The sequence below is a fragment of the Cryptosporangium arvum DSM 44712 genome (assembly GCF_000585375.1).
Classification (GTDB): Bacteria; Actinomycetota; Actinomycetes; order Mycobacteriales; family Cryptosporangiaceae; genus Cryptosporangium; species Cryptosporangium arvum.
Map to the genome: position 1 here is coordinate 4551436 of NZ_KK073874.1, position 22751 is coordinate 4574186.

The 22751-nt window shown below is 73.0% G+C and carries 17 protein-coding genes; 11 read left to right on the forward strand and 6 right to left on the reverse strand.

The genetic code is table 11. The features are described 5' to 3' along the window. Window positions 1-237: 237 nt before the first annotated feature. Window positions 238-1197: an NADPH:quinone oxidoreductase family protein gene (locus CRYAR_RS20410; protein WP_035853084.1), complete on the forward strand. Its 960-nt coding sequence runs from the start codon at window positions 238-240 to the stop codon at window positions 1195-1197. Window positions 1198-1202: 5 nt separating this feature from the next. Here the strand turns inward: CRYAR_RS20410 and CRYAR_RS20415 are convergent, their stop codons facing one another. After that, window positions 1203-1958, reverse strand: a complete 756-nt coding sequence (locus tag CRYAR_RS20415; protein ID WP_035853085.1) for a DeoR/GlpR family DNA-binding transcription regulator — start codon at window positions 1956-1958, stop codon at window positions 1203-1205. Window positions 1959-2144: 186 nt separating this feature from the next. Between CRYAR_RS20415 and CRYAR_RS20420 the strand changes: the two genes are divergently transcribed. The 7 genes from CRYAR_RS20420 (at window position 2145) to CRYAR_RS20450 (ending at window position 11292) form a co-directional block, all read left to right on the forward strand. Beyond that, the gene (locus CRYAR_RS20420) at window positions 2145-3482 is read left to right on the forward strand and encodes an ABC transporter substrate-binding protein (protein WP_169745064.1); all 1338 of its coding nucleotides are present in this window, start codon (window positions 2145-2147) and stop codon (window positions 3480-3482) included. Beyond that, window positions 3482-4408 (forward strand): carbohydrate ABC transporter permease, encoded by a 927-nt coding sequence (locus tag CRYAR_RS20425; RefSeq protein WP_051570711.1) that lies wholly within the window; start codon window positions 3482-3484, stop codon window positions 4406-4408. The genes CRYAR_RS20420 and CRYAR_RS20425 overlap by 1 nt, the downstream gene beginning before the upstream one ends. Then, entirely contained in the window at window positions 4408-5217 is an 810-nt protein-coding gene (locus CRYAR_RS20430) for a carbohydrate ABC transporter permease (protein WP_051570712.1), read from the forward strand. The genes CRYAR_RS20425 and CRYAR_RS20430 overlap by 1 nt, the downstream gene beginning before the upstream one ends. Further along, window positions 5214-6467 carry a family 4 glycosyl hydrolase gene (locus CRYAR_RS20435; RefSeq protein ID WP_051570713.1) on the forward strand — a complete coding sequence of 418 codons (1254 nt, stop codon included), beginning with the start codon at window positions 5214-5216 and terminating at the stop codon, window positions 6465-6467. The genes CRYAR_RS20430 and CRYAR_RS20435 overlap by 4 nt, the downstream gene beginning before the upstream one ends. After that, on the forward strand, window positions 6464-7561 hold the full coding sequence (locus CRYAR_RS20440; RefSeq protein ID WP_035853096.1) for an SIS domain-containing protein: 1098 nt from the start codon (window positions 6464-6466) through the stop codon (window positions 7559-7561). Before CRYAR_RS20435 ends, CRYAR_RS20440 begins: the two co-directional genes overlap by 4 nt. Before the next feature lie 103 nt (window positions 7562-7664). Next, the gene (locus tag CRYAR_RS20445; RefSeq protein ID WP_035853099.1) at window positions 7665-8522 is read left to right on the forward strand and encodes an alpha/beta fold hydrolase; all 858 of its coding nucleotides are present in this window, start codon (window positions 7665-7667) and stop codon (window positions 8520-8522) included. 10 nt (window positions 8523-8532) lie between these two features. Further along, window positions 8533-11292 carry a glycoside hydrolase family 2 TIM barrel-domain containing protein gene (locus CRYAR_RS20450; RefSeq protein WP_035853102.1) on the forward strand — a complete coding sequence of 920 codons (2760 nt, stop codon included), beginning with the start codon at window positions 8533-8535 and terminating at the stop codon, window positions 11290-11292. A 1-nt stretch (window position 11293) separates the two neighbouring features. On the opposite strand, the gene CRYAR_RS43360 is transcribed toward CRYAR_RS20450, so the two are convergent. Further along, a complete protein-coding gene (locus CRYAR_RS43360) occupies window positions 11294-12589 on the reverse strand; it encodes a hypothetical protein (RefSeq protein WP_051570714.1) in 1296 nt (431 codons plus the stop codon). A gap of 9 nt (window positions 12590-12598) precedes the next feature. Next, window positions 12599-13408 carry an inositol monophosphatase family protein gene (locus CRYAR_RS20460; RefSeq protein ID WP_035853107.1) on the reverse strand — a complete coding sequence of 270 codons (810 nt, stop codon included), beginning with the start codon at window positions 13406-13408 and terminating at the stop codon, window positions 12599-12601. Window positions 13409-13441: 33 nt separating this feature from the next. Between CRYAR_RS20460 and CRYAR_RS20465 the strand changes: the two genes are divergently transcribed. Continuing rightward, window positions 13442-14773, forward strand: a complete 1332-nt coding sequence (locus CRYAR_RS20465) for a TrkH family potassium uptake protein (RefSeq protein WP_035853111.1) — start codon at window positions 13442-13444, stop codon at window positions 14771-14773. After that, window positions 14766-15446, forward strand: a complete 681-nt coding sequence (locus CRYAR_RS20470) for a potassium channel family protein (RefSeq protein WP_035853112.1) — start codon at window positions 14766-14768, stop codon at window positions 15444-15446. Before CRYAR_RS20465 ends, CRYAR_RS20470 begins: the two co-directional genes overlap by 8 nt. Window positions 15447-15468: 22 nt before the next feature. Here CRYAR_RS20470 and CRYAR_RS20475 read toward each other — a convergent pair whose 3' ends face one another. Further along, on the reverse strand, window positions 15469-16626 hold the full coding sequence (locus CRYAR_RS20475; protein WP_051570715.1) for an FAD-dependent monooxygenase: 1158 nt from the start codon (window positions 16624-16626) through the stop codon (window positions 15469-15471). Window positions 16627-16730: 104 nt separating this feature from the next. Between CRYAR_RS20475 and CRYAR_RS20480 the strand changes: the two genes are divergently transcribed. Then, complete coding sequence (locus CRYAR_RS20480) at window positions 16731-17213, forward strand: MarR family winged helix-turn-helix transcriptional regulator (protein WP_035853118.1); 483 nt, start codon at window positions 16731-16733, stop codon at window positions 17211-17213. On the opposite strand, the gene CRYAR_RS20485 is transcribed toward CRYAR_RS20480, so the two are convergent. Together CRYAR_RS20485 and CRYAR_RS20490 are read right to left on the reverse strand one after the other, a co-directional pair. Beyond that, window positions 17210-21865: a diguanylate cyclase gene (locus CRYAR_RS20485; protein WP_169745065.1), complete on the reverse strand. Its 4656-nt coding sequence runs from the start codon at window positions 21863-21865 to the stop codon at window positions 17210-17212. The genes CRYAR_RS20480 and CRYAR_RS20485 overlap by 4 nt on opposite strands. 69 nt (window positions 21866-21934) lie before the next feature. Continuing rightward, window positions 21935-22714 (reverse strand): IclR family transcriptional regulator, encoded by a 780-nt coding sequence (locus CRYAR_RS20490; protein ID WP_211247555.1) that lies wholly within the window; start codon window positions 22712-22714, stop codon window positions 21935-21937. Between the last annotated feature and the right edge of the window lie 37 nt (window positions 22715-22751).

Consider the following 22751-nt stretch of genomic DNA (forward strand, 5'->3'; position numbering starts at 1 on the left):
CGTGAGGTATAGGCCGGTCGGTGACGACGGCCCCGGCAACTATGACAGAGGGCGGGCCGATGCTGATCCGGTGCACCCGGTCGTAGGCGGGCGACGACGCACCGTGTCCGCGGGTGGCCGGCCCGGCGAGCGTCCGCCGGGCGCCGGGCCGGACGCCGGCGCAGGGACGGGAACGCTCGGCGCGCGGCGCGCGGTCTGATCTACTGGGCGGTAACGTCGTCGTCCCGAGGAGCCCGCGTGCGCGCAGTGCAGATCACCAGCCTCAACGGTCCGTCCGCGCTCGAGGTGGTCACGGTCGACGAGCCGGCCGCCGGCCCCGAGGACGTCGTCATCGACGTGCACGTCGCCGGGGTGACCTTCCCCGAGGTGTTGCAGAGCCGGGGCGAGTACCAGCTGAAGCCGCCACTGCCGTTCGTGCCGGGGTCGGAGGTCGCCGGGGTCGTCCGGTCCGGTCCCGGGTTCGCTCCCGGCCGGCGCGTCGCCGCGTTCCCCGCGCTCGGCGGCTTCGCCGAGGTGGTCACCGCACGTCCGGCGCAGGTGTTCCCGCTGCCCGACGCGGTGTCCTTCGAGGCCGGCGCGGCGCTGCCGATGAACTACCTCACCGTGCACTTCGGACTGGTCCGCCGCGGCCGGCTGCGCGCGGGCGAGACCGTGCTGGTGCACGGCGCCGCCGGCGGGGTCGGCACCGCGGCCGTGCAACTGGCGTCCGCGCTCGGCGCGCGGGTGATCGCGGTCGTCTCCACCGAGGACAAGATCGACCCGGCCAGGAAGGCCGGCGCCGACGAGGTGATCCTCGCCGACGGCTTCAAGGACGCGGCCAAGGAACTCACCGGCGGCCGCGGCGTCGACGTCGTGGTGGACCCGGTCGGCGGCGACCGCTTCACCGACTCGCTGCGCAGCCTCGCGCGCGAAGGCCGGCTGCTGGTCATCGGCTTCACCGGCGGCGAGATCCCCCAGGTGAAGGTCAACCGTCTGCTGCTCAACAACATCAGCGTCGTCGGCGTCGGCTGGGGCGCGTTCTGGGTGCCGCAGCCGAACTACCTGCAGGAACAGTGGTCCGACCTCGCGCCGCTGCTGGCGGCGGGCAAGCTCGAGCCGGTGCTCGGCCGCTCGTTCCCGCTGGAGGACGCGAGCCTGGCGCTGCGCGAACTGGACGAACGCCGCGCCATCGGCAAGGTGCTGCTCACCGTCCGCTAGCGCGCCTACACCACGTCGACGTGGACGCCGGCCGCGCGGAGCGTCGCCAGCTGGGCCGGGTCGGCGTCCCGGTCGGTCACCACCTGGTCGATGCTGGCCAGCGGCGTGATCTGGGCGAACCGCACCACGCCGAGTTTGGAGTGATCGGCCAGCACCACCGCCCGGGACGCCCGCTGCAGGAACGCCCGGTCGGTCTGGGCCTCCATCTCGTCGTACGTGGTGCACCCGTGTTCGGCGGTCAGGCCGTCGACGCCGATGAACGCCATGTCCAGGTGGTAGTTCGCGAGCATCGCCTCGGCGGCCGGGCCGACCAGCTCCGCCGACGGCCGGGCGACGCCGCCGATCACCACCAGGTGCACGCCGGGGCGGCCGATCAGCTCGGCGCCGATGTTCACCGCGTTCGTGACGATCGCGATGTTGCGCCGGTCGGCGAGCGCGCGGGCCAGCTCGAGCATCGTGGTGCCGCCGGTCATCCCGATCACGGCCCCGTCGGGGATGCTCGCGGCGGCGGCGAGCCCGATCCGCCCCTTCTCGGTGTGGCGCCGCACCGCTTTGATCTGGGTGGGCAGTTCCCCGTCCCGATCGTTCGCGACGGCGCCGCCGTGGGTGCGCACGAGCAGCCCGCTGCGGCTGAGTGACTGCAGATCGCGCCGGATCGTCGCCTCGGACACCCCCAGCGCGCCCGCGAGGTCACTCACGTCCACGCTGCGGGTGTCGTTGACCCGCTCCAGGATCGCGTTGAGCCGGGGTGTCTTCCGCACGTCGACACTGTAAAACGAATGACCGTCTCTGCGCATTCGTGCAACCAAAGTTGCGCACTTCTGTCCGGACGCGCGTGGTCGTTGACCCGAACCTGCATGCGGGCGTACGTTCTGGCTCCATCGCGCAGGTTCGCGCAGGTCGTAATGCGCACACGTGCAAACCCGAAGAACACCGCAGGAGGCATCATGCGTAGGTCGTTCCCCCGTCGCGCCGGTCGGTGGCGGGCGCCGACGCTGGCCGCGGTGCTGAGTCTGTCGGTCCTGGCGACGGCGGCCTGTGGTGGCGGCGGCAACGCCCCCTCCGACAAGGACACCGACGTCACGATCACGGTCGCGCTGGCCGCCGACCCGCCGCCGAAGGCCGCGCTCGACGAGTTCAAGCAGGAGACCGGCATCACGGTCAACTGGGTGAACATCGACTGGGACAGCCTGCAGACCAAGATCTCCGCCGCGGCGACGGCCAAGACCTACTTCGCCGACGCGACGAACGTCGACTGGTCGCGCGTCGGTGAGCTGGGCAAGCTCGGCTGGTACTACCCGATGGACGACTACGTCGACGTGAACGCGATGAAGGCGGACGTGCCGCAGCTGGCGTCGTTCACCTACGACGGCAAGGTCGTCGGCGTCCCCTACGACGCGTCGTTCATGGTGACGACCGTCAACACCGAGCTGTTCAAGAAGGCCGGCGCCGACCCCGCGCCGAAGACGATGGACGAGTACACCGCGGCGCTGCGCAAGATCAAGTCGTCCGGCACCGTGAAGTACCCGCTGAACATCCCGTTCGCGGCGGCCGAGGGCCTCTCCACCTACTGGTACGAGACCACGAACGCGTTCGGCGGCACGATCCTCGACGGCAAGGGCAAGCCGCAGTTCTCCGACCCGGGCTCGCCCGGCTACAAGGCCGCCCAGTGGATGGTCGACGCGCTCAAGAGCGGCCTGGTCCCGCCGGGCAACATCAACGTCACCGACAGCCAGGGCGAGCAGACGCTGATGGCCCGAGGCTCGGTGGCCAGCATCTTCTCCGACTACTCGGGCCTGGTCGGCACGCTCTACAACGTGCCGGACTCCTCGTCGGTCGTGAACAAGGTCGCCTACCTCCCGACGCCCGGCGTGACCGGCCCGGCCGCGAACCTGAGCAACCCCGACGGCGTCGGCATCATGAAGACGGCCAAGTACCCGAAGGCCGCGGCCAAGTTCATCGACTGGTTCACCCAGTCCGACCGGCAGGCGGAGTTCGCCGGTCTGAACGGCCCGGAGAAGGCGTGGGCGTCCTACGCGCTGCCGTCGCACCTCTCGGCGGTGGAGAAGCTCGCCAGCGACGGCAAGCTGATCGGCGGCACCGAGCTGGCCGCGCTGCTCAAGACCTCCAAGCCGGTCTTCCCCGAGGGCGCTCCGGCCTGGTACTCGAAGTTCTCCAACGCCGTCTACACCCACCTGCACGCCGCGGCCGCCGGTTCGGAGAGCGTCGAGCAGGCGGTGAAGGCGATGAGCGACACCGCCAACGACCTCTCCAACGGTTCCTGATGACGATGACTCAAGCCCCGGAGGCGGCGAAAGCCGCCCCCGGGGGCCGTCCCCGACCGAAACGCCGGTTCGACGTCCTGCCCTACCTGCTGGTCTCGCCGGTCACGCTGTTCATCATCGCGCTCGCGCTGGTGCCGGCGGCGTTCACGATCATCCAGGCGTTCTTCCGGGTCGACGCGCTCGATCCGCCGACCCGCTTCGACGGGTTCGGCAACTTCACCCGGCTGTTCAAGAACGACGCGATCGTCGGCAGCATCGGCAACACCGGCCTCTACGTCGTCATCGGCGTGACGCTCTCGACGCTGCTCGGCATCGGGATGGCGGTGCTGCTGCAGCGGGCGTTCCGGGGTCGCAGCATCGTGATCGCGGTGCTGATCCTGCCGTGGGCGCTCCCGGGCGTCGTCGAGGGCATCCTCTGGACCGGCATCTTCGACCCCAACTCGGGCCTGATCGCCAGCGTGATGCGGACGTTCGGCGCGGACGAGGGCGCGGTCCTGCTCGGGCAGAACAAGTTCCTGACGATCGTGCTGATCGAGCTCGTGCAGGTCTGGCAGATCACGCCGCTCTCGGCGCTGCTGATCCTCGCGTCGCTCCAGCTGATCCCGGACGAGCTCTACGAGGCCGCGGTCATCGACGGGGCCTCGACCTGGCGGTCGTTCTGGCACCTGACGCTGCCGATGGCCCGGCCGGGCATCGCGGTGTCGATGGTGCAGGCCGTCATCGCCACGCTCAACGTCTTCGACCAGCCGTTCGTGCTGAACGGAGCGGCGACGACCGGCGCCTCGGTGACCATGCAGACCTACTACGTCAGTTTCCAGAACCTGGACTTCGGCCAGGGGTACGCGCTCTCGCTGCTGATCACGATCACCACGCTGGTGATCTCGCTGGGTGTCGTGCGGGCGGTCTACCGGAGGGTCGAGCTGTGATGAGGCGCATCGGGATCTTCCTGGTCGTCGTGTGGTCGGTGCTGCCGATCTACTGGGCGTTCAAGACCAGCATCCAGACCGAGGGCGACGCGCGGGACGGGCAGTACCTCCCGCTGCACCCGACGCTGGACAACTACACGTCGCTGCTCTCGGGCGACAGCGACACCGCGAACGGCATCCGCTCGTCGTTGCTCAACATCGTCATCGAGTGCGGCGCGGCGACGATCGTCACGGTCGTGCTGGCGGCGCTGGCCGCGTACGCGTTCGCCCGGATGACGTTCCGCGGGCACACGATCCTGTTCTACGGCGTGCTGCTGACGATGGCGTTCCCCGCATACACCACGCTGATCCCGCTCTACCGGATCATGTCCGAGGCGTACCTGGTGAACACCTACACCGGCGTCGTGCTGGTCTACGTCTCGGGCTTCCTGCCGCTGGCCACCTGGGTGCTGCACAACTACTTCTCCGGGTTGCCGTCCTCGATCGAGGAGGCCGGGCTCATCGACGGCGCGAACCGGCTGCAGGTGTTCTGGCACCTGGTGCTGCCGCTGGCCCGGCCCGGCATCATCTCGACCGCGCTGATCACGTTCCTGTTCGCCTGGGCGCAGTTCCTGTTCCCGCTGGTGCTGACCACCGACACGTCCACCCAGCCGCTGACCGTCGTCATCGCGTCGCTGCAGGGCCGGCACGTCGTCCCGACCACGCTGCTCAGCGCGGCCGGCATGATCGCGATCGCGGTCCCGGCGGTCGTCGCCCTGGTGTTCAACCGGTACATCGTCAACGGCCTGCTGGCCGGCAGCACGAAGTGAGCATCGTCCTGATCGGTGCGGGCAGCACCGTGTTCACTCCCGGACTGCTGACCGACCTGGCGGCGGATCCGGCGTTCGCCGGGTGGACCGTGCACCTCGTCGACCTGGACGCGGGAGCCGCGGAGACGATGGCGCGTCTCGGGGCCCGGATCGCCGCGGCGGCCGGCGCGGACCTGCGGTTCGAGGCGCACACCGACCGGCGGGCGGCGCTGCCCGGGGCCCGGTTCGTGGTCAGCACGATCGCGGTCGGCGGCGCCGAGGGCTGGCACGCGGACCTGGCGGTCCCGGAGAAGCACGGGGTCGCGCAGACGGTCGGCGACTCGGTCGGGCCCGGGGGAGTGCTGCGCGCACTGCGTCACGTGCCCGAGTTGGTCGCGATCGCCCGCGACGTGGCCGACCTGGCGCCCGGCGCGACGATCGTCAACTACAGCAACCCGCTGACGGCGAACGTGCGCGGCATCCACCGCGCGACCGGGGTACCGGTGATCGGGCTCTGCCACGGCACCAGGCACGTGCTCGCCGCCCTGGCCGCCCGGCTCCGGGTGCCGGCCGGCGAGGTGCACGCGGTGTTCGCCGGGCTCAACCACCTGTGCTGGCTGCTGGACCTGCGCCACGGTTCCACCGATCTCTACCCGCGCCTGCGCGAACTCGAGCTGGAGCCGTTCTCGGCCGACCTGATGCGGCTCTTCGGGCTCTACCCGGCGCCGGGGGACCGGCACGTCGCCGAGTTCTTCCCCTGGTACCTGCGCGGGAACGAGTCCCCGCCGGGGCGGGCGGAGACCCTCCGCTACATCGGCGAGAAGACGTCGCTCTGGGAGCGGCTGCACGACCAGGCCGAGGGACGTGCGCCACTCGACCCCACCCGTGACCAGGAGGCGGAGCGGCTCGTGGCGATCCTGGCGTCGATCATCACCGGGCGGGAGAGCGTCGAACTCGCCGTGAACCTGCCGAACGAAGGGAAGATTCCGAACGTGCCGTCGAACGCTGTCGTCGAGGTACCGGCCGTCGTGAGCGCGGCCGGGGTGAACGGAGTGGCGGTCGGGGCGCTCCCGCCGGCGATCGCGGCGGTGCTCACCGCGAGAGCGCAGCAGCAGGAGCTCACGGTGTCGGCCGCGCTGGCCGGCGACCGGGCGCTCGCGATCCAGGCGCTGGCCCTGGATCCGCTGGTGCCGGATCCGGCGACCGCCACCGCGATCCTCGACGACGCCGTCGTCGCCCACGCCCCGCGGCTCGACGGGTTCGCGGCATGACCGGCGCGGACGCGACGACGCGGGAGATCTGGCAGCAGCCGGCGCTCTGGCGCGAGGTCGACACCGACCCGGCCGCCGGGTTCCTGCGGCCGCTGCTGGCCGACCCGGACCTGCGGATCGTCCTGACCGGCGCCGGCACCTCGGCGTTCGCCGGCGGCCTGCTCGCCCCGGCGCTGTCCAGGCACCGGCGTCGCCGGGTCGACGCGGTGGCCACCACGGACATCGTGTCGAACCCGGCGGACTACTTCGCCGAGGACCGGCCGACGCTCCTGGTGTCGTTCGCCCGGTCCGGCGACAGCCCGGAGAGCGCCGCCGCCACCGCGCTGGCCGATCACTGCCTGACCGACGTCCACCACCTGATCATCACGTGCAACCCGGACGGCAGGCTCGCCCGCGAGCACGGGGTGCGCGAACGGTCGCACGTGCTGCTGATGCCGGCCGCGTCGAACGACCGCAGCTTCGCGATGACGTCCAGCTACACCTGCATGGTGCTGGCCGCCTGGTCGGCGCTGGGCGGTGGCACCGACGTCGACGCGCTGGCCGACGCGGCCGAGCAGATGCTCAAGGACCACGACGCCGACACCCGCGAGCTCGCCTCCCGCGGGTACCAGCGGATCGTCTACCTGGGAAGCGGGCCGCTGCAGAGCCTGGCGCGCGAGTCGGCGCTCAAGGTGCTGGAGCTGACCGCCGGCGACATCGTGGCCTACGCCGACAGCGCGCTGGGGTTCCGGCACGGGCCGAAGTCCGTGCTCGACGCGAAGACGCTCGCCGTGGTGTACGTGTCCGACGACCCGTACACCCGGCGCTACGACGAGGACATCGCGCTCGAACTGCGGTCCGCGCTGGGCCCGGACCACGTGCGGGTGGTGGCCGGGCGTCCCAGCGAGCGCCTCGGTACCGCCGGGGTCTGGTACGTCGACGGGCTGGCCGGCGCGCCCGACGTCGTCCTCTCGCTGCCGTTCGTGGTGGTGGCCCAGCAGCTCGCGCTGCGGTTCTCACTCGCGCTGGGACATACGCCGGACAATCCGTTCCCGTCCGGTGAGGTCAACCGCGTGGTCCAGGGCGTGACGATCTACGACCGACCCGAGCAGTAGCACCGCCCCGGCCGCCGCCGTGACGCCAGCCGCTCCCCGAACCCCGGGCGGCGGCCGGCACGGCGGCGGCACCGGGCGCGCGGGCACGGTAACCTGCGCTGCCATGGCGCGGGAGTACATCGTGGAACTGCCCACCCACTCCGTCGGTGTCCTGGAATGGGGCCCGGCCGACGGCGAGCCGCTGATCGCCCTGCACGGCTTCCCCGACACCGCCTGGACCTGGCGCAAGGTCGCGCCGCTGCTGGCCGAGCAGGGCTACCGGGTGGCCGCGCCGTTCCTCCGGGGCTACGCGCCGTCCGGGATGCCCGGGGACTACTCCGTCCGCGCGCTGGCCGCCGACGCGGTCGCCCTCCACGAACGCCTCGGCGGCACCGCGCTGATCGGCCACGACTGGGGCGCGATCATCGCGACGACGCTGGCCGGGGACCCCGCGAACCCCTACCCCCGGGTGGCCGCGCTGGCCGTCCCACCGCTCGGGCTGATGAACCCCACCAGGGCGACGCTCCGGCCCTGGCTCGGCGCGATGCTCCGCCAGCCGCGCAAGTCCTGGTACATCGCCTACCACCAGCTCCCGGGCCGGTCCGAGCGGCACTTCGAGCGGCTGGTCCGCCGCCTCTGGAACGACTGGTCGCCCGGGTACGACGCCACCGAGGACATCGACCACCTCACCCGCGCCATCCCCGACCGGGCCCACGCGAGCGCCGCGATCGGCTACTACCGCGAACGCGACTTCCGCCCGGCCTTCGCCGCGCCGCGCACACCGCTGCTCTACCTCCACGGAGCCCGGGACGGGGCGCTGGACCGCCGCTACTTCGCGGTGGCCGCCCCCCACCTCACCCCGCCCTCGCGCGCGGCGCTGATCCCGGACGCCGGCCACTTCCTCCACCTGGAGCGGCCCGAAGCGGTGGCCGGGCTGCTCGTCGACTGGCTCCGCACCTCGCCCCACGAGAGCGGTATGTGAACCTTGGTCCATGGAACTCGCCCGCAAAGGCCCCGGTGAGGGGTCCCTGCCTCCCCGCGCCCGCCTGAACTCCTCAGCGCCGCGCCAGAGCCTGAACGGAACCTGGGAGTTCCGCCTCGACGAGGGCGAATGGACGACGATCCCGGTGCCGTCGCACTGGGTCCTCGAGGGCCACGGCAAGCCCGCCTACACGAACGTCCGCTACCCGTTCGCGATCGACCCGCCGCACCCGCCGGACGAGAACCCGATCGGCGACTACCGCCTGACCTTCGACGCCGCCGAGGACTTCCGGGACGGCGCCGTGCTGCGCTTCGACGGCATCGAGTCCGCCGCCGAGATCCGGTTCAACGGTCAGCTGCTCGGCACGACCCGCGGCAGCCGCCTCACGCACGAGTTCGCGGTGGAGCCGCGGGCCACCGGGAACGTCCTCGAGGTCCGCGTCGCCCAGTTCTCCGACGCCAGCTACCTCGAAGACCAGGACATGTGGTGGCTGCCGGGCATCTTCCGGGACGTCGACCTCGTCGCGACCCCGGCCGGCGGCCTCCGCGACGTGTTCGCGGTCGCCGACTTCGACCCCGGATCCGGCACCGGAACGCTCACGGTCCGGACCTCGGCGCAGGCCCGCCTCCGCATCCCGGAGCTGGCCGTCGACCAGACCGTGCACGACTCGGTCGTCGCGGTCGGCACCGTGCAGCCCTGGTCGCCCGAGACGCCCCGCCTCTACGCGGCGACGGTCTCCACCGACGCCGAGGAGATCAGCCTGCGGCTCGGCTTCCGCCGCATCGAGGTGTGCGGCGCGGTCCTGGAGTTCAACGGCAACCCGATCCAGTTCCGCGGCGTCAACCGCCACGAACACCACCCCGAGCGCGGCCGCGTCGTCTCCCCGGAGGACACCCGCGCCGAGCTCGAACTCATGAAGCGCCACAACGTCAACGCGGTCCGCACCTCGCACTACCCGCCCGCCCCCGGCTTCCTCGACCTCACCGACGAGCTCGGCTTCTACGTCGTCCTCGAGTGCGACCTGGAGACCCACGGGTTCGTCGAGGTCGGCTGGCGCGACAATCCGAGCGACGACCCCGAGTGGGAGTCGGCCTACCTCGACCGCATGCGTCGCACCGTCCACCGCGACAAGAACCACGCCAGCGTCGTCGTCTGGTCGCTGGGCAACGAGGCCGGCACCGGGACGAACCTCGAGGCGATGGCCGCCTGGACCCGCGCCTTCGACCCCTCCCGGCTCATCCACTACGAGCACGACTGGGCCAGCACCTACGTCGACCTGTACTCGCGCATGTACGCGAGCCACGACGAGGTCGAGCGGATCGGCGAGGAGGTGCTGAGCCCCGCCCCGTTCGGCGCCACCCCGGCCGAGCTCCACCGCCGCGAGCTGCCGTTCATCCAGTGCGAGTACGCGCACGCGATGGGCAACGGCCCCGGCGGCCTGGAGGAGTACCAGGACCTGTTCGACCGCTACCCCCGCCTCGCCGGGGGGTTCATCTGGGAGTGGGTCGAGCACGCCCTCGCGGTGACCGGCTCGGACGGGAAACGCCGGATGTACTACGGCGGCGACTTCGGCGAGGACATCCACGACGGCAACTTCGTCACCGACGGCCTGGTCAGCGCCGATCGTGAGGTGCGCCCCGGCCTCACCGCGCTGGCCCACTGGTTCTCGCCGGTACGCATCGAGGTCACCGCGTCCACGGTCCGGATCCGCAACCGCTACGACCACGTCGACCTCGGCCACCTCACGTTCCGCTGGCGCACCGGGGACGCCGGGGGCGTGCTCTCGGTGCCCCGGGCCACGCCCGGCCGGACCGTCGAGGTCCCGCTCCCGCCGGAGGCTTCCGGCCCGTGGGTGACGGTAGAAGCCGTTGCCGACGCGGAGCACGTGATCGGGAGCGGGCAATTCACGCGCTTCGCGCCCACCGGTCGTCCGGCGCCCACGACCCTCCCGACCCGCGAGGCCTTCGACCCGGTGTCGATGCGCCTGCGGACGCTGGGCGGTCTCACCCTCGACGGGCCGCTGGTGAGCCTCTGGCGCGCACCCACCGACAACGACCGCTACCCCGGCTGGGACGAGCCCGGCCTCCCGCCCTACGCCGAGCGCTGGACCGAGGCCGGCATCGACCGGCTGCGTACCCGGCTGGTGTCGGCGGGCGAGGTCGACGGCGCGCTGCGGACCGTGCACCGCTCGACGCCGCCCGGGCGGGACTTCGGGGTCGACTCGGAGTTCCGCTGGCACCAGGTGTCGCCGGACGCGCTCCTGCTCGACGTCGTCGTGACGCCCCGCGGTGTCTGGCCGGTCGAATGGGCGCGGCTGGGCCTCGACCTGGTGCTGCCCGGGGCCCCGGCCGGGCTCGACTGGCTCGGGCTCGGTCCCGGCCCCGCCTACCCGGACCTCGCGGCCGGGGTGCGGTACGGCACGTTCCACGCCGAGGCCGACGAGCTGTACACGCCGTACGTGCGGCCGCAGGAGAGCGGCGCCCGGCGCGGCGTGCGCACCGCCACGGTCGCGACGTCGGCGGGGGAGTTGCGGGTCACCGTGCTCGGAGACGACGAGATCGCGGTCACGGTCTCACCCTGGAGTCGAGCCTTGATCGCCTCGACGCTCCACCACCACGATCTGGTCGCCGACGGGCGGACGTACGTGTCGCTGGACCTGGCCCAGTCCGGGGTGGGCACCGCCGCCTGCGGCCCCGGCGTCCTGCCGCGGTACCGGCTGCCCGCCCGCCCCGCCCGCATCTCCCTCCTGCTGGAGGCGAACCCGGCCTGACTCACCCGCCGTTCCCCGCCGCCCCGTGGTGCCCACCGGACACCACGGGACCGGTGGGCCAACTCCCCGCACCGGGCCCACCGGCGGGCCGACCCGCCCCGAGAGGACCGGTGGCCGGGTTCGCGGCGGCCGGTCCACCCGGCCCGGACCAAGGTCCACCCGGCCCGGACCACGGTCCGGGTGGGCCGGACCACGGTCCGCCGGGGTCGGGCAGCGGGCCACCCGGCCCGGGCCGCGGCGTCCGTGGGGCGCGGGAGGCGACCCAGGCCGAGACCGACGGCATCGCCAGCAGCACCAGGGCCACCAGGTGCAGCAGTGCGGCGGCGAGGCCGACGAAGAACGCCGCGCGCCCCGCACCCACCCCCGGATCACCGTTGTCGCTCTCGCCCGCGATCGACCACACCACCGCGAAGTAGCCGACCGCGGGCACGCTGCCCCCGAGCGTCATCCACGCCAGCGTGAACGTGACCCCACGCACCCAGGCCACCCGCCCGGAGCGCACCACCAGCGCACCGGCGACCAGCGTCAGCTCTGCGGCCACCAGCAGCGCGGCCACAGCCGACCCGGCCACGAAGTGCGCCGCGGCGTCGTCGCCGTAGGAGTACGCGTCGGTGGCCGGCGCCGCGTCGGCCTGCGCCCGGCCGAAGAGATCCAGCCCGATCGTCACCCCGTACAGCAGCACCGCGAACCCGCCCAGCCCGGCGACGACCAGCAGCGTGGTCCGTCCGCGCCCGGGCAGCACCGTCCGCCGCCGCTCGATCAGGAAGTCGCGCGCACCCGGCAGCGCCCACGCCACCGCGGCGACCAGCACCGCGACCACGCCCACCGCCGCAGCGCCGGTGCCGGCGGCCGTGCCGATCCGCACCGCCGTCGAGTTCTCGTCATCGACGACAGCGCTCATGTTCCCGGCGACGCCGATGAAGTAGGCCGGAAGGACCAGCGGCACGAAGGCCCAGGCGACCGCCCGGCCGCCGGACCGTCCACCGGAACCGGCGAGCGACCCGATCGGCGCGGCCACCGTCACCAGCAGCAGGATCAGGGTGGTCGCGGCCATCGCGACGAACGTGCTGGTGCCGTAGTCGTTGTACGCGCGGCCGTCGTCGTTCTGGCTGATCGCGTCGGCGGCGCAGAACGTGGCGAAACCGACCGCGGTCACCACCGCGCCGACCAGCCCGATGACCCCCGCCACCCGGGCGACCCGCACCGACGCGGCCCGGCCCGCGCGGGGTGGGGCGGGCGGTGGGGAGCCGTAGGGCAGCGGACCGGCCGCGTACGAGGGCGGCGGAGGTAACGACATGCCCCCGTCCTACCGCATCGTCCCGGTGCCCCGGACGAGCAGGTCCAGTGCGGCGGCGTGCAGGCCGGCGTCGCGGGCGAACACCGACGTCCCCCGGCCGGGCCGGGTCCGGCCGTCCAACCCGCCGTAGCACCCACCGGCCTCGGTGACGATCAGCGAGGTCGCCGCGAAGTCCCAGACGTGCCCGCGCGTCTGCACCGCGAGGTCGAACTCGCCGCCGGCGACTAGCAGCGCGGCGTGCACCCCCCACGCGGTCTTCGTCGCCACCGCGGTCAGCGGCGCGAGCATCTCCCGCTCGGCCGGGAACAGCCCGTCGTCGGTCGGGATCACGCCGAGCACGCTCCCGGCGAGCCCGTCCGGCCGCGACCGGCCGACCTGCAGCCGCTGCCCCGGCCCCACCGAGTCCCCGGTGTAGCGCGCGGCGAACGCGCCCTCACCGCGCGAGGCCCACCAGATCCGGCCCTGGGCGGGCACCACGACGACCCCGGCGACGATCTCGCCGTCCTCCTCCAGGGCGACGAGCACCAGCCAGCGGTCGTCCCCGGCGACGAACAGCGCGGTGCCGTCGATCGGATCGACGATCCACCGCCGGGCGCCGGTGCCGGTCGGCCCGCTCTCCTCGCCGAGCACCGCGTCGCCCGGCCGCGCGTCGGCCAGGACCGCGCGGACCGCGGCCTCGACCGCGCGGTCGGCCGCCGTGACGACGCTGCCGTCGGACTTGTACTCGCGGGGCAGTTCGGCGAGGTCGGCGAAGTACCGGAGGCCGACGGCCGCACCGGCCAGCGCGGCGTGACGAGCGAGCTGGAGATCCGTGTTCATCCGCCCATCCTGCGTCGTGATACAACCGGGCGGATGCGTGGGAACACTCCGCGCCCGGCGCGGGCCGTGGTGCTCGTCTTTCTCGGGGCGATCGCGGCCGGCACGGCGCTGCTGATGCTGCCCGCGTCCCGGCGCGGCGACGGCGCGGCGCCGTTGCTGACCGCGTTCTTCTCCGCGACGTCGGCGATCACCACGTCCGGCATGTCGACGGTCGACATCGCCACGTACTGGTCGGGGTTCGGGCACGTTCTGCTCGCCGTGCTCACCCAGGCCGGCGGGTTCGGGATCACCGCGGCCGCGACGGTCCTCGGGCTGCTCGTCTCGCAGCGCCTGGGGTTGCGCGGCCGGATGATGGCCGGCGCGGAGACGGGCTCGGGCGTCGCGCACGGCGACGTCCGGCGGGTGCTCGTCCTCGCGGCCGTCGTGATGTTCGCCAGTGAGGCCGTGATGGCGGTGTTCGTCACCGGGCGGCTCTGGCTCAGCTATCGCGTGGCGTTCCCGTCGGCCCTGCGTGAGGGCCTGTTCAACGCCGTCCAGGCGTTCAACAACTCCGGCTTCTCGCTCCGCAGCGAGGGCCTCTCCGGGTTCGTCGGCGACTGGTGGATCTGCGTCCCGCTGACGCTCGGGGTGATCGTCGGTGGTCTCGGGGTGCCGGTGCTCTACGAGATCGCCAAGGAGCTGCGCCGCCCGGCCGCGTGGTCCACCCACACCCGGCTCACGGTGTGGGGATCGCTGGTGCTGCTGGTCGTCGGGTTCGTCACCGTGCTCGGTTTCGAGTGGAACAACGCGCTGGCCCCGCTCGGCGTCGCCGACAAGGTCCTGGCCTCCTTCGTCCAGGGCACGATCCCTCGCTCCGGCGGTTTCAACACGCTCGACTACGGGTCGTTCGATCAGGACACCAGCGCGATCGTCACCGGGCTGATGTTCATCGGCGGTGGCAGCGCCAGCACCGCCGGTGGCATCAAGGTCACCACGTTCTTCCTCCTCGCGTTCGTGATCTGGACCGAGGCGCGGGGCGAGCGCGACGTCGTGGTCGGGCGCAGGCGGATCGCGGAGTCCACCCAGCGCCAGGCCACGGCGGTCGCGCTCCTCGGGGTCGCCGCGGTCGCCGCCGGCACGCTGCTGCTGCTCCGCCTCACCGCCGACGTGACGTTCGACCGGGCGTTGTTCGAGGTCATGGCCGCGTTCAGCACCGCGGGTCTGACCACGGGCCTCACCGCCGAGCTGTCCGGGCCGGGTCAGCTCGTCCTGATCGTGATGATGTTCGTCGGCCGGGTCGGTACCGTCGCGGTCGCGTCGGCGCTGGCCCTCAACACCCGCCACCGGCTCTACCGGTACCCGGAGGAAAGGCCCCTCGTTGGCTGAGCGGAAGAAGTCGAAGACCGAGGCCGGCAGCGACAACGTCGTGGTGATCGGCCTGGGCCGGTTCGGTGGCCAGGTCGCCGAGTCGTTGCTGTTCCTCGGCCACGAGGTGATGGGCGTGGACGAGAACACCAGGATCGTGCAGCAGTGGTCGGACCGGCTCACGCACGTGGTGCAGGCCGACTCGACCGACGAGGACGCGCTGACCCAGGTCGGGATCCGCGAGTTCTCCCGCGCGGTCGTCGGCATCGGGACCGACATCGAGGCCAGCGTGCTCACCGTGCTCACGCTCAGCGAGCTGGGCATGCCCGAGATCTGGGCCAAGGCGATCTCGGTCAAGCACGGCAAGATCCTGACGTCGGTCGGCGCGGACCACGTCATCTATCCGGAGGCGACGATGGGGGAGCGGGTGGCCCGGCTGATCGCCAGCCGCCTGCTGGACCTCGTCGACCTCGGCGACGGCGACGCGATCGCGACGGTCCGGCCGCCGGAGGACGCGATCGGCCGGACGATCACCGACCTCGGCGTCCGCACCACGTACGGCGTGACGATCGTCGGGATCAAGACCCCCGGCGCCGGGATCGAGTGGGCCACCCCGCAGACCGTCGTGCCGGACGGCTGCGCGCTGATCGTGAGCGGCTCGATCGACCAGGTGCAGCGCTTCGCCACGGCCTAGGTGTCCGGCCGGGACAGAACACCTAGGAGTAGTCGGGCAGCGTCATCGCCGAGTGCGCCGGGTTGGCGTCGGCCGGGATCTCGCTCAGCTGACGCAGCATCGTGTTGCGCCGTTCCAGCGTCGCCGCCGTCGACGGGAACATCGTGGCCTCCCCGGCGGTGACCTGCGCCTGGTTCACCTCGACGAAGTCACGCATGGACTTCTCGTACGCGGTGAACGCCGCCGTGTGGTCGGTGTGCGCGGCCAGCTCTCCGGCCAGCACGTAGGCACCGACCAGCGCCAGGCTCGAGCCCTGCCCGGTCAGGAACGACGGCGCGTACGCCGCGTCGCCGACCAGCGCGACCCGCCCCTGCGACCAGCGCGGGAGGTGGATCTGGCTGACCACGTCGAAGAACAGGTCGTCGGAGGCGCGCATCGCGTCGAGCATGGCGGGGATCTCCCACTCCTGGTCGGTGAAGACCGACTCGATCAGCCGGCGCTGGGCGGCCGGGTCGCGGTGCGCGTCCAGCGGCGGCTCGGGCAGGCTGAAGTTGAGGAACGCGTGCACGGACGCGGGGGTGTCGCCGACCGCGAAGAGCGCCGCGGCCCGCCCCGGCACGTTCCACATCACGCCCTCGTGGGAGAGCCCGAGCCGGTTGGGCATGCCGAACCCGGCGAACGAGTACCCGATGTAGCGGTGGTACTGCTCCTCCGGCCCCAGGATCAGCCCCCGGGTGCGCGAGTGCAGGCCGTCGGCGCCGATGACCAGGTCGAACGTCCGGCGGGCTCCGCTCTCGAACCGCACCTCGCGGTCGTCGATCGCGGCGATCGAGTCGGTGAAGAGGATCTCGACGTCGTCGCGGATCGTGTCGTAGAGCATCGTCGTGAGGTCGCCGCGCCGGATCTCGAGGTCGGCGTTCTCGCTCTTGGTGAGCGTGACCGGGTTGAGCGAGGTCAGCAGGCTCCCGTCCGGGTTGAGGAACGAGATGCGGCGGGTGTCCACGTGGGCGTCGCGTAACCCGGGGAGCAGCCCCATCCGGTCGACGACACCGAGCGCGGTCCCGCGGATGTCGATCGGGTAGCCGCCGCCGCGCAGCGCGTCGGCCTTCTCGACGATCGTGACGTCGAAGCCGTAGCGGCGCAGCCAGTAGGCGACGGTGGGTCCGGCGATGCTGGCACCGGACACGAGAACAGATGTCATCGGTTTCTCCAATACCTAAGTTAGGTAAGCTTTCTCGGCGCAGACCGGGGCCGGCGGCCCCGCGCTGCGACAGGACCAACTATATACCTAACTTAGGCATCTATATGAGCGACGACGAAGAGTTCGCGGGGGTTTTCGGCGGCATCACCCGGTTGGGCAACGCGATCCGCCGCGGCCGGCTCGAGGAGCGCGCCATGCAGCGGTCCGGCATCGAGCTCGACCGGCCCGCCCTGACGATCCTCATCACGCTGCAGACCGCGGACCAGCCGCTGCGCATCGGGGAGATCGCGACCCGCATGCAGGTCGTCGGCCCGCACGTCACCCGGCTCCTTCCCGACCTGGAGAAACGCGGTCTGGTCCAGCGCGTCGTCGACCCCGACGACCAGCGCGCCCGCCTGATCGCGACGACCGACGAGGGCACCCGCACGGTGCAGCGCTACCTCGGCACCGTGCTGGGCTGGATGCGCGAGTCGCTCGCCGACTGGTCCGCCGAGGACCGCGCGACGCTGCTGACCCTGCTGCAACGCTTCGCCGACGACTTCGCCGCCCGCGTCGCCCGCCTCGACGACGAGGACGACGCGGGCTAGCTCACGACCCGGTCGCGGCCGGCCCGTTTGGCCTCGTAGAGCTTGGCGTCGGCGGCGTCGATGAGGGTGCTCGGCGTCCCGCCGACGGCGACGGTGGCCGAGGCGACCCCGATGCTCACCGTGACGTGCCCGCGCTCGGTGCGCTCGTGCGGCAGCCGCAGCTCGGCCACCGCGCCCGCCATCCGGAACGCGACCGCGTGCGCTCCCTTGACGTCGGTGTCGGGCATGACGACCGCGAACTCCTCGCCGCCGTACCGGGCGACCACGTCGGACTGCCGGACCTGCAGTCCGAGCGTGTCGGCGATCGTGCGCAGGCACTCGTCGCCGGCCGGGTGGCCGTAGTGGTCGTTGTAGAGCTTGAAGAAGTCGATGTCGAGCATCGCGACGGCCAGCGGTTCGCCGGTGCGCCCGGCCCGCGACCACTCGGCGTCGAGCATCTCGGTGAGGCGCCGCCGGTTCGCGACCCCGGTCAGCGGGTCGGTGAGGCTCAGCTGTTCCAGCCGCCGGTTGGCCTCGGCGAGCTCCTGGGTGCGCTCGGCGACCTTCTGCTCCAGCGACGTGTAGAGCAGCGCGTTGTCCAGCGACACGGCCAGCTGCCCGGCGATCAGCGTCACCGCGTCCAGCCGGTCGGCCGAGAACGCGCCGGTGCTGAGCGTGTTGGTCAGCACGAGCACGGCCCACGGCGCGCCCCGGTACTCGATCGGGACGACGAGGAGCGAACACCGCTCCTGGCCGGCGACGTAGGGATCCGACCCGAACCGCTCGTCGGTCGTGGCGTCGTCGACGAGCAGCGGCCGGTTGCTCCGCCGGACGTACCGGAACGCGGTGAGCGGAAGGCGGTCCCCGGCCTCGTCGACCGGGATCCGCGCCCCGTCCGCCCCGAGCACCGCCCAGTCACCGTCGTTGTGCAGCGCGACCTCCACCGTGGTGGCGCCGCTGACCGAGCCGAGCACGTCGACGATCCGGCGTCGCAGGCGCTCCAGGTTGGTCTCCGAGCTCAGCGCCCGCGAGGCGCTCAGCACCCCCAGCAGGTCGAGCGCGCCGGACGAGAGCCGGTTCGACGCCCGCGGGTCCGGCCGGACCGTCCCGGCCAGCTCCGGGAACTCCGCGTCCAGGTGGGCGGTCTTCGCCTGCGCGCCCCAGATCGTGTACTCGGCCCGGGCCCGCTCGAGCAGCAGCGCGCCGCCGTAGGGCAGGCCGGTCCGGACGGCGAAGCGCCCGGCCCGCTCCGCGAACCAGGCCCGCTGCCACCGCGACGTCCCGGCGGCGGCGCGGCGGACCGCCTCGTCGTAGGCCGTCCGGGCGGTCTCCACGTCGCCGCGGACCGCGGCCAGCTCGGCGTCGAGGAAGACCGGGAGGTGCGCGAACCGCTGCGGTGCGTCGGCGGCGCGGGCCGCGATCCACGCGCGTTCGGCCGCGAGCTCCGCCCGGTCGCCGCCGTCCCAGATCAGCGCCAGCGCGCGCAGGAAGTGCGCGTCGAGCATCATCGGCATCCCGGCCAGGTTCGGCAGCGGACCGGTCACCGCGGCGGTGTGGGCCGACAGCGCGTCCGGGTGCTCGAACAACGCGGCCAGGAACGCCTGGGTGAGGTGGTACCCGACGACCTCGTGGAGGTCGTCGGGCGGTGGCCCGAACGGGGTGTCGTCGCCCCGGAGCCGGGCGACGAGCGTGTCGTAGTGCTGGACGAATCCGGTGACCTGGTCGTTACCGCTGCGTGCGCCGTAGGCCGTCGCGTCGTTGACCTCGTTCGCGACCTCGTGCAGGTTCGGCGCGTGCCCGAGCAGCAGCGTGACCGACACCAGGTAGGTGAACGCCGCGCTCAACAGGTCACCGCAGCGGACCAGCTCGTCGTGGGCCTCCCGGGCCAGGACGACGTGCGCACGCGGTTCGTCGAACCAGTGTCCGGTGGACATGACGTACAGGAAGCGCGCCTTGGCGGTCCCGGCCTCGTAGCCGCGGGCCGCACCCACCGCGATCAGCGGCGGCAGCAGCCGCCGGCCGAACCGGTGGTCGCCACGCACGTCGCCCGCGACGACGGTGAGGTCGCCGAGCGCACCGATCAGCGCGGGCGAGGGGCCGTGCTCGATCCACAGCCGGGCGCACTCCAGCACCAGCCAGTGCATGCGGGACCGATCGAGGAAGTGCGTGGGCGGGATGAGCCGGTAGGCCAGCGCGCCGATCGCCGCGACCGACGGGTCGTCCGCCTCCGGCCGGTCGGCGTCCGCCTCCGGGCCGCCCGCGGCCAGCCAGGCGTCGACCCGCTCCAGGCCCGCGGTCACCGCCGGTCCGAGGTCGCCGGGGACGTCGACGCCGAGGGTGCGCAGGTACGCGAATCCCAGCGCCACCGCCTCGGGGGTCCGGCGCCGGTTGGTCAGGCTGGTGATCTGCACGCAAGTGGCGTCCAGGCGGGCCAGCGGGCTCACGTCGTCCTGGGCCAGTAGCCAGTCGTAGACGCGGTCGGCGTCGGCCGGGCGGCCCAGGGCGTACAACGCGGCGTGGCGCTGGGTGGCCAGGTCGACGTCGAGCCCGGCGAGCGACTCGGCGGCCGCCAGCAGCCGGTCCACGGTCACGTAGTTGCTCGTCGACAGGGCGTGGGCGGCCGCGCGGCGGCACAGCGCCGCGACGTCGGCCCGCTCGGCGGGGTCGGTCAGCGCGCCGAGCACCGCCAGGTACTGGGCGGCCGCGGCGGCGGTCCACCGGGGCACCGCGGCCAGCCGGCGCGCGACCGCCAGCCGGAACCCGGCGTCGTCGCGGTGCCCCAGCCGCGCTCTGGTCGCCTGCTGGATCCGGTCGTGCGCGAAGCGGACCGCTCCGGTCGACGGGTCGGCGACCAGCAGCCCGTCCTCCAGCGCCGGGCGCAGCCGGTCGGTCAGCACCGGCCCGGCCAACCCGGTCGCGTCGGTCAGCAGGTCCGCGTCCACCTCGCCGCCGAGGCAGCCCAGCACCTCCAGGATCGCGGCGGTGTCGTCCGGGAGCCGGTCGAGGTGGGCGGCGACCACGTCGGCCGGCCCGCGCAGGTGCACGCTCCGGCGGACGACGTCCGGGTCCCACGTCCAGCCCCGCTCGTCGAGTTCCAGCACGCCGTCGCGGCGCAGCAGGTTGATCACCTCGACGGTGTCGAACGGGTTGCCGCCGGTGTACGCGGTGATCTCGGCGGCCAGATCGCCGACCTCGTCGCGCTCCATCCGGAGCATGTCGGCCAGCAGTTCCCCGACGTCGCCGGGGGCGAGCGTGCGCAGCTCGATCCGGGGCACGCCCCGGCTCTGCCACCGGGTCAGCAGCGGGGTGAGCGGATGCGCCTCGTCGACCTCGTCGCTGCGGTAGGCGACCACCACGAACAGCCCCGGGATCGGCGCGTCGCCGGCCAGCCGGTCGAGCAGCTCCAGCGGCGCCGGCCCGGACCACTGCACGTCGTCGATCACGACGACGACCGGCCGCTGCGGCCGAGCCACGGTGCGCAGGATCTCGATCGCGGCGTGGAGGAGCTGGGCCCGGATCGTCGCCGGATCGGTCGATGCCGGCGCGTCCTGCTTGTCGAGCAGCACGCAGAACTCCGGGAGCGGCGCGAGGAAGTCGACGGCGCGGCCCAGCCGCTCCCGGAGGAGCTCGCGGACCGGCTCCAGCTCGGCTTCGGGCTGGGCCAGCAGCAGCCGGCCCACCGCGCGGATCGCCGCCACCGCGCCCCCGGCCGCCGGGTCCAGCCGCAGCTGGTCGAACTTTCCCCCGACGAACCAGCCGCCGGCCGCCGCGACGGTGGGCCTCAGCTCGTCGATCAGCCGCGACTTCCCGGCGCCGCACTCCCCGCTGACCAGCAGCAGCGGCGTGTCGCCGGCGGTGAAGGCGTGGCGCAGCGCGGTCACCTCGGCGGTCCGGCCGATCAGCGTCGACGGCGCGGCCAGCCGCAGCGGGAAGTCCCGCTGGCCGAGCGGGAACCGCGCGCCGGGGTCGTCGAGGACCCGGCGCAGGTCGAAGAGCAGCCCCCGGGCGCTCTGGTAGCGGCGGTCCGGCTCCTTCTCCAGCAGCCGCAGGACGATCGCCGAGAACGCGGCCGGCACCGCGGGGTTGCGTCGCGACGGCGGCTCGGGGGTGCGGGTCAGGTGGTCGCGGATCAGCCGCATCGGGTCGCCGGACCCGAACGGCGGCTCGCCGGTGGCCAGCTCGTACAGCGTCGCGCCGAGGGCGTACAGGTCCGTGCGCTGGTCGATCGGGTTCCCGGTGCGGCCGGACTGCTCGGGCGCCAGGTAGGGGAGCGACCCGGTGATCTCGCGCTCGGCGGTGAAGGCCGGGCGCTCCTCGGCGAACGTCGTCGCCAGATCGAAGTCGATGAGCGTCGGCCGGTCCCCGGCCAGCACGATGTTCGCCGGGTTGAGGTCCTTGTGGGTGACGCCACGCGCGTGCATCCGCGCGACCGCGTCGGCCAGGCGCGGTGCCAACCGCAGCAGCGTGGGCACGTCGACCCCACCCAGCGCCTCGCCGCCGTCGTCGTGCAGCTCGAGGTAGCCGCTGGTGTGGCCGGCCAGCTGGGCGACGCCGGGCACACCGACCAGGCGTTCGAGCACGGCCCGTTCGGTGTCCAGGCGGCGGGCCGCGTCCGCGCCGAAGTACTCCTTGCGGATGACGCCGGAGCCGTCCGGAATCAGGGTACGGGTCACCCACGTGCGCTCACTCCGGTAGAGAACCTGCTCCCGCACGTTCCTTTATCGGCGGCCCGACCTGGGGCCTTAGCGCATCTCCCCGGCTCCGGCCGGTCGGCTCACGGCCGTCGAGAGCCGGTGGGCCTCGGCCAGCAGCAGACGCCCGAGCTGGGGCCGCCGGTGCGGCGCGAACCGGTGCGCGACGCCGGTGAGGCTCAGCGCCCCGACCGGCTCCGACCGCGCGTCGAACACGGCCGCGCCCATGCCCCAGCTGCCTTCGACGATCAGCCCCGGGTTGACCGCGTAGCCGTCCCTGCGGGTCTCGGCGATCCGGCCGCGGAGCGCGTCGGGCGCGTGCTCCGGGCCGTGGGCGGCGGTGCGGCCGGCGCGCGACAGGTAGCGCTCGACGTCGGGATCGGGCAGGTAGGCGAGGATCGCCAGACCGGCGGACGCGACGCCGAGCGGGAACCGGATCCCCTCGTGGAGCACGTGGGAGCGGATCGGGAAGCTGCCGTCCTCGCGGAGCAGGCAGACGGTCTCGTCGCCGCGCCGGACCGAGAAGAACGCGCTCTCGCCGGTCGCGTCGGCGAGCCGGCGCACCGACGGCTGGGCCAGCGCGGTGACGTCGTAGCGGGCCGCCGCGGCCGTGCCCAGCAGGTACAGCTCCGGCCCGAGCTGCCAGCGACCGGCCGGATCGCGGTCGACCAGGCCCTCGCCGAGCAGGCCGGAGAGCAGCCGGTGGGCGGTCGGCCGGGCCAGCCCCGTCGCGCGTGCCAGCTCCGAGGTCGTCGCGCCGCCGGGCTCGTGGGTGGAGAGCGCCCGGAGCACGGCCGCGGCACGCCCCAGCACGTCGATCGGTGCGTTCACCCAGTGGACGCTACTCGCGCCGGTCGTCCGCTGGCCG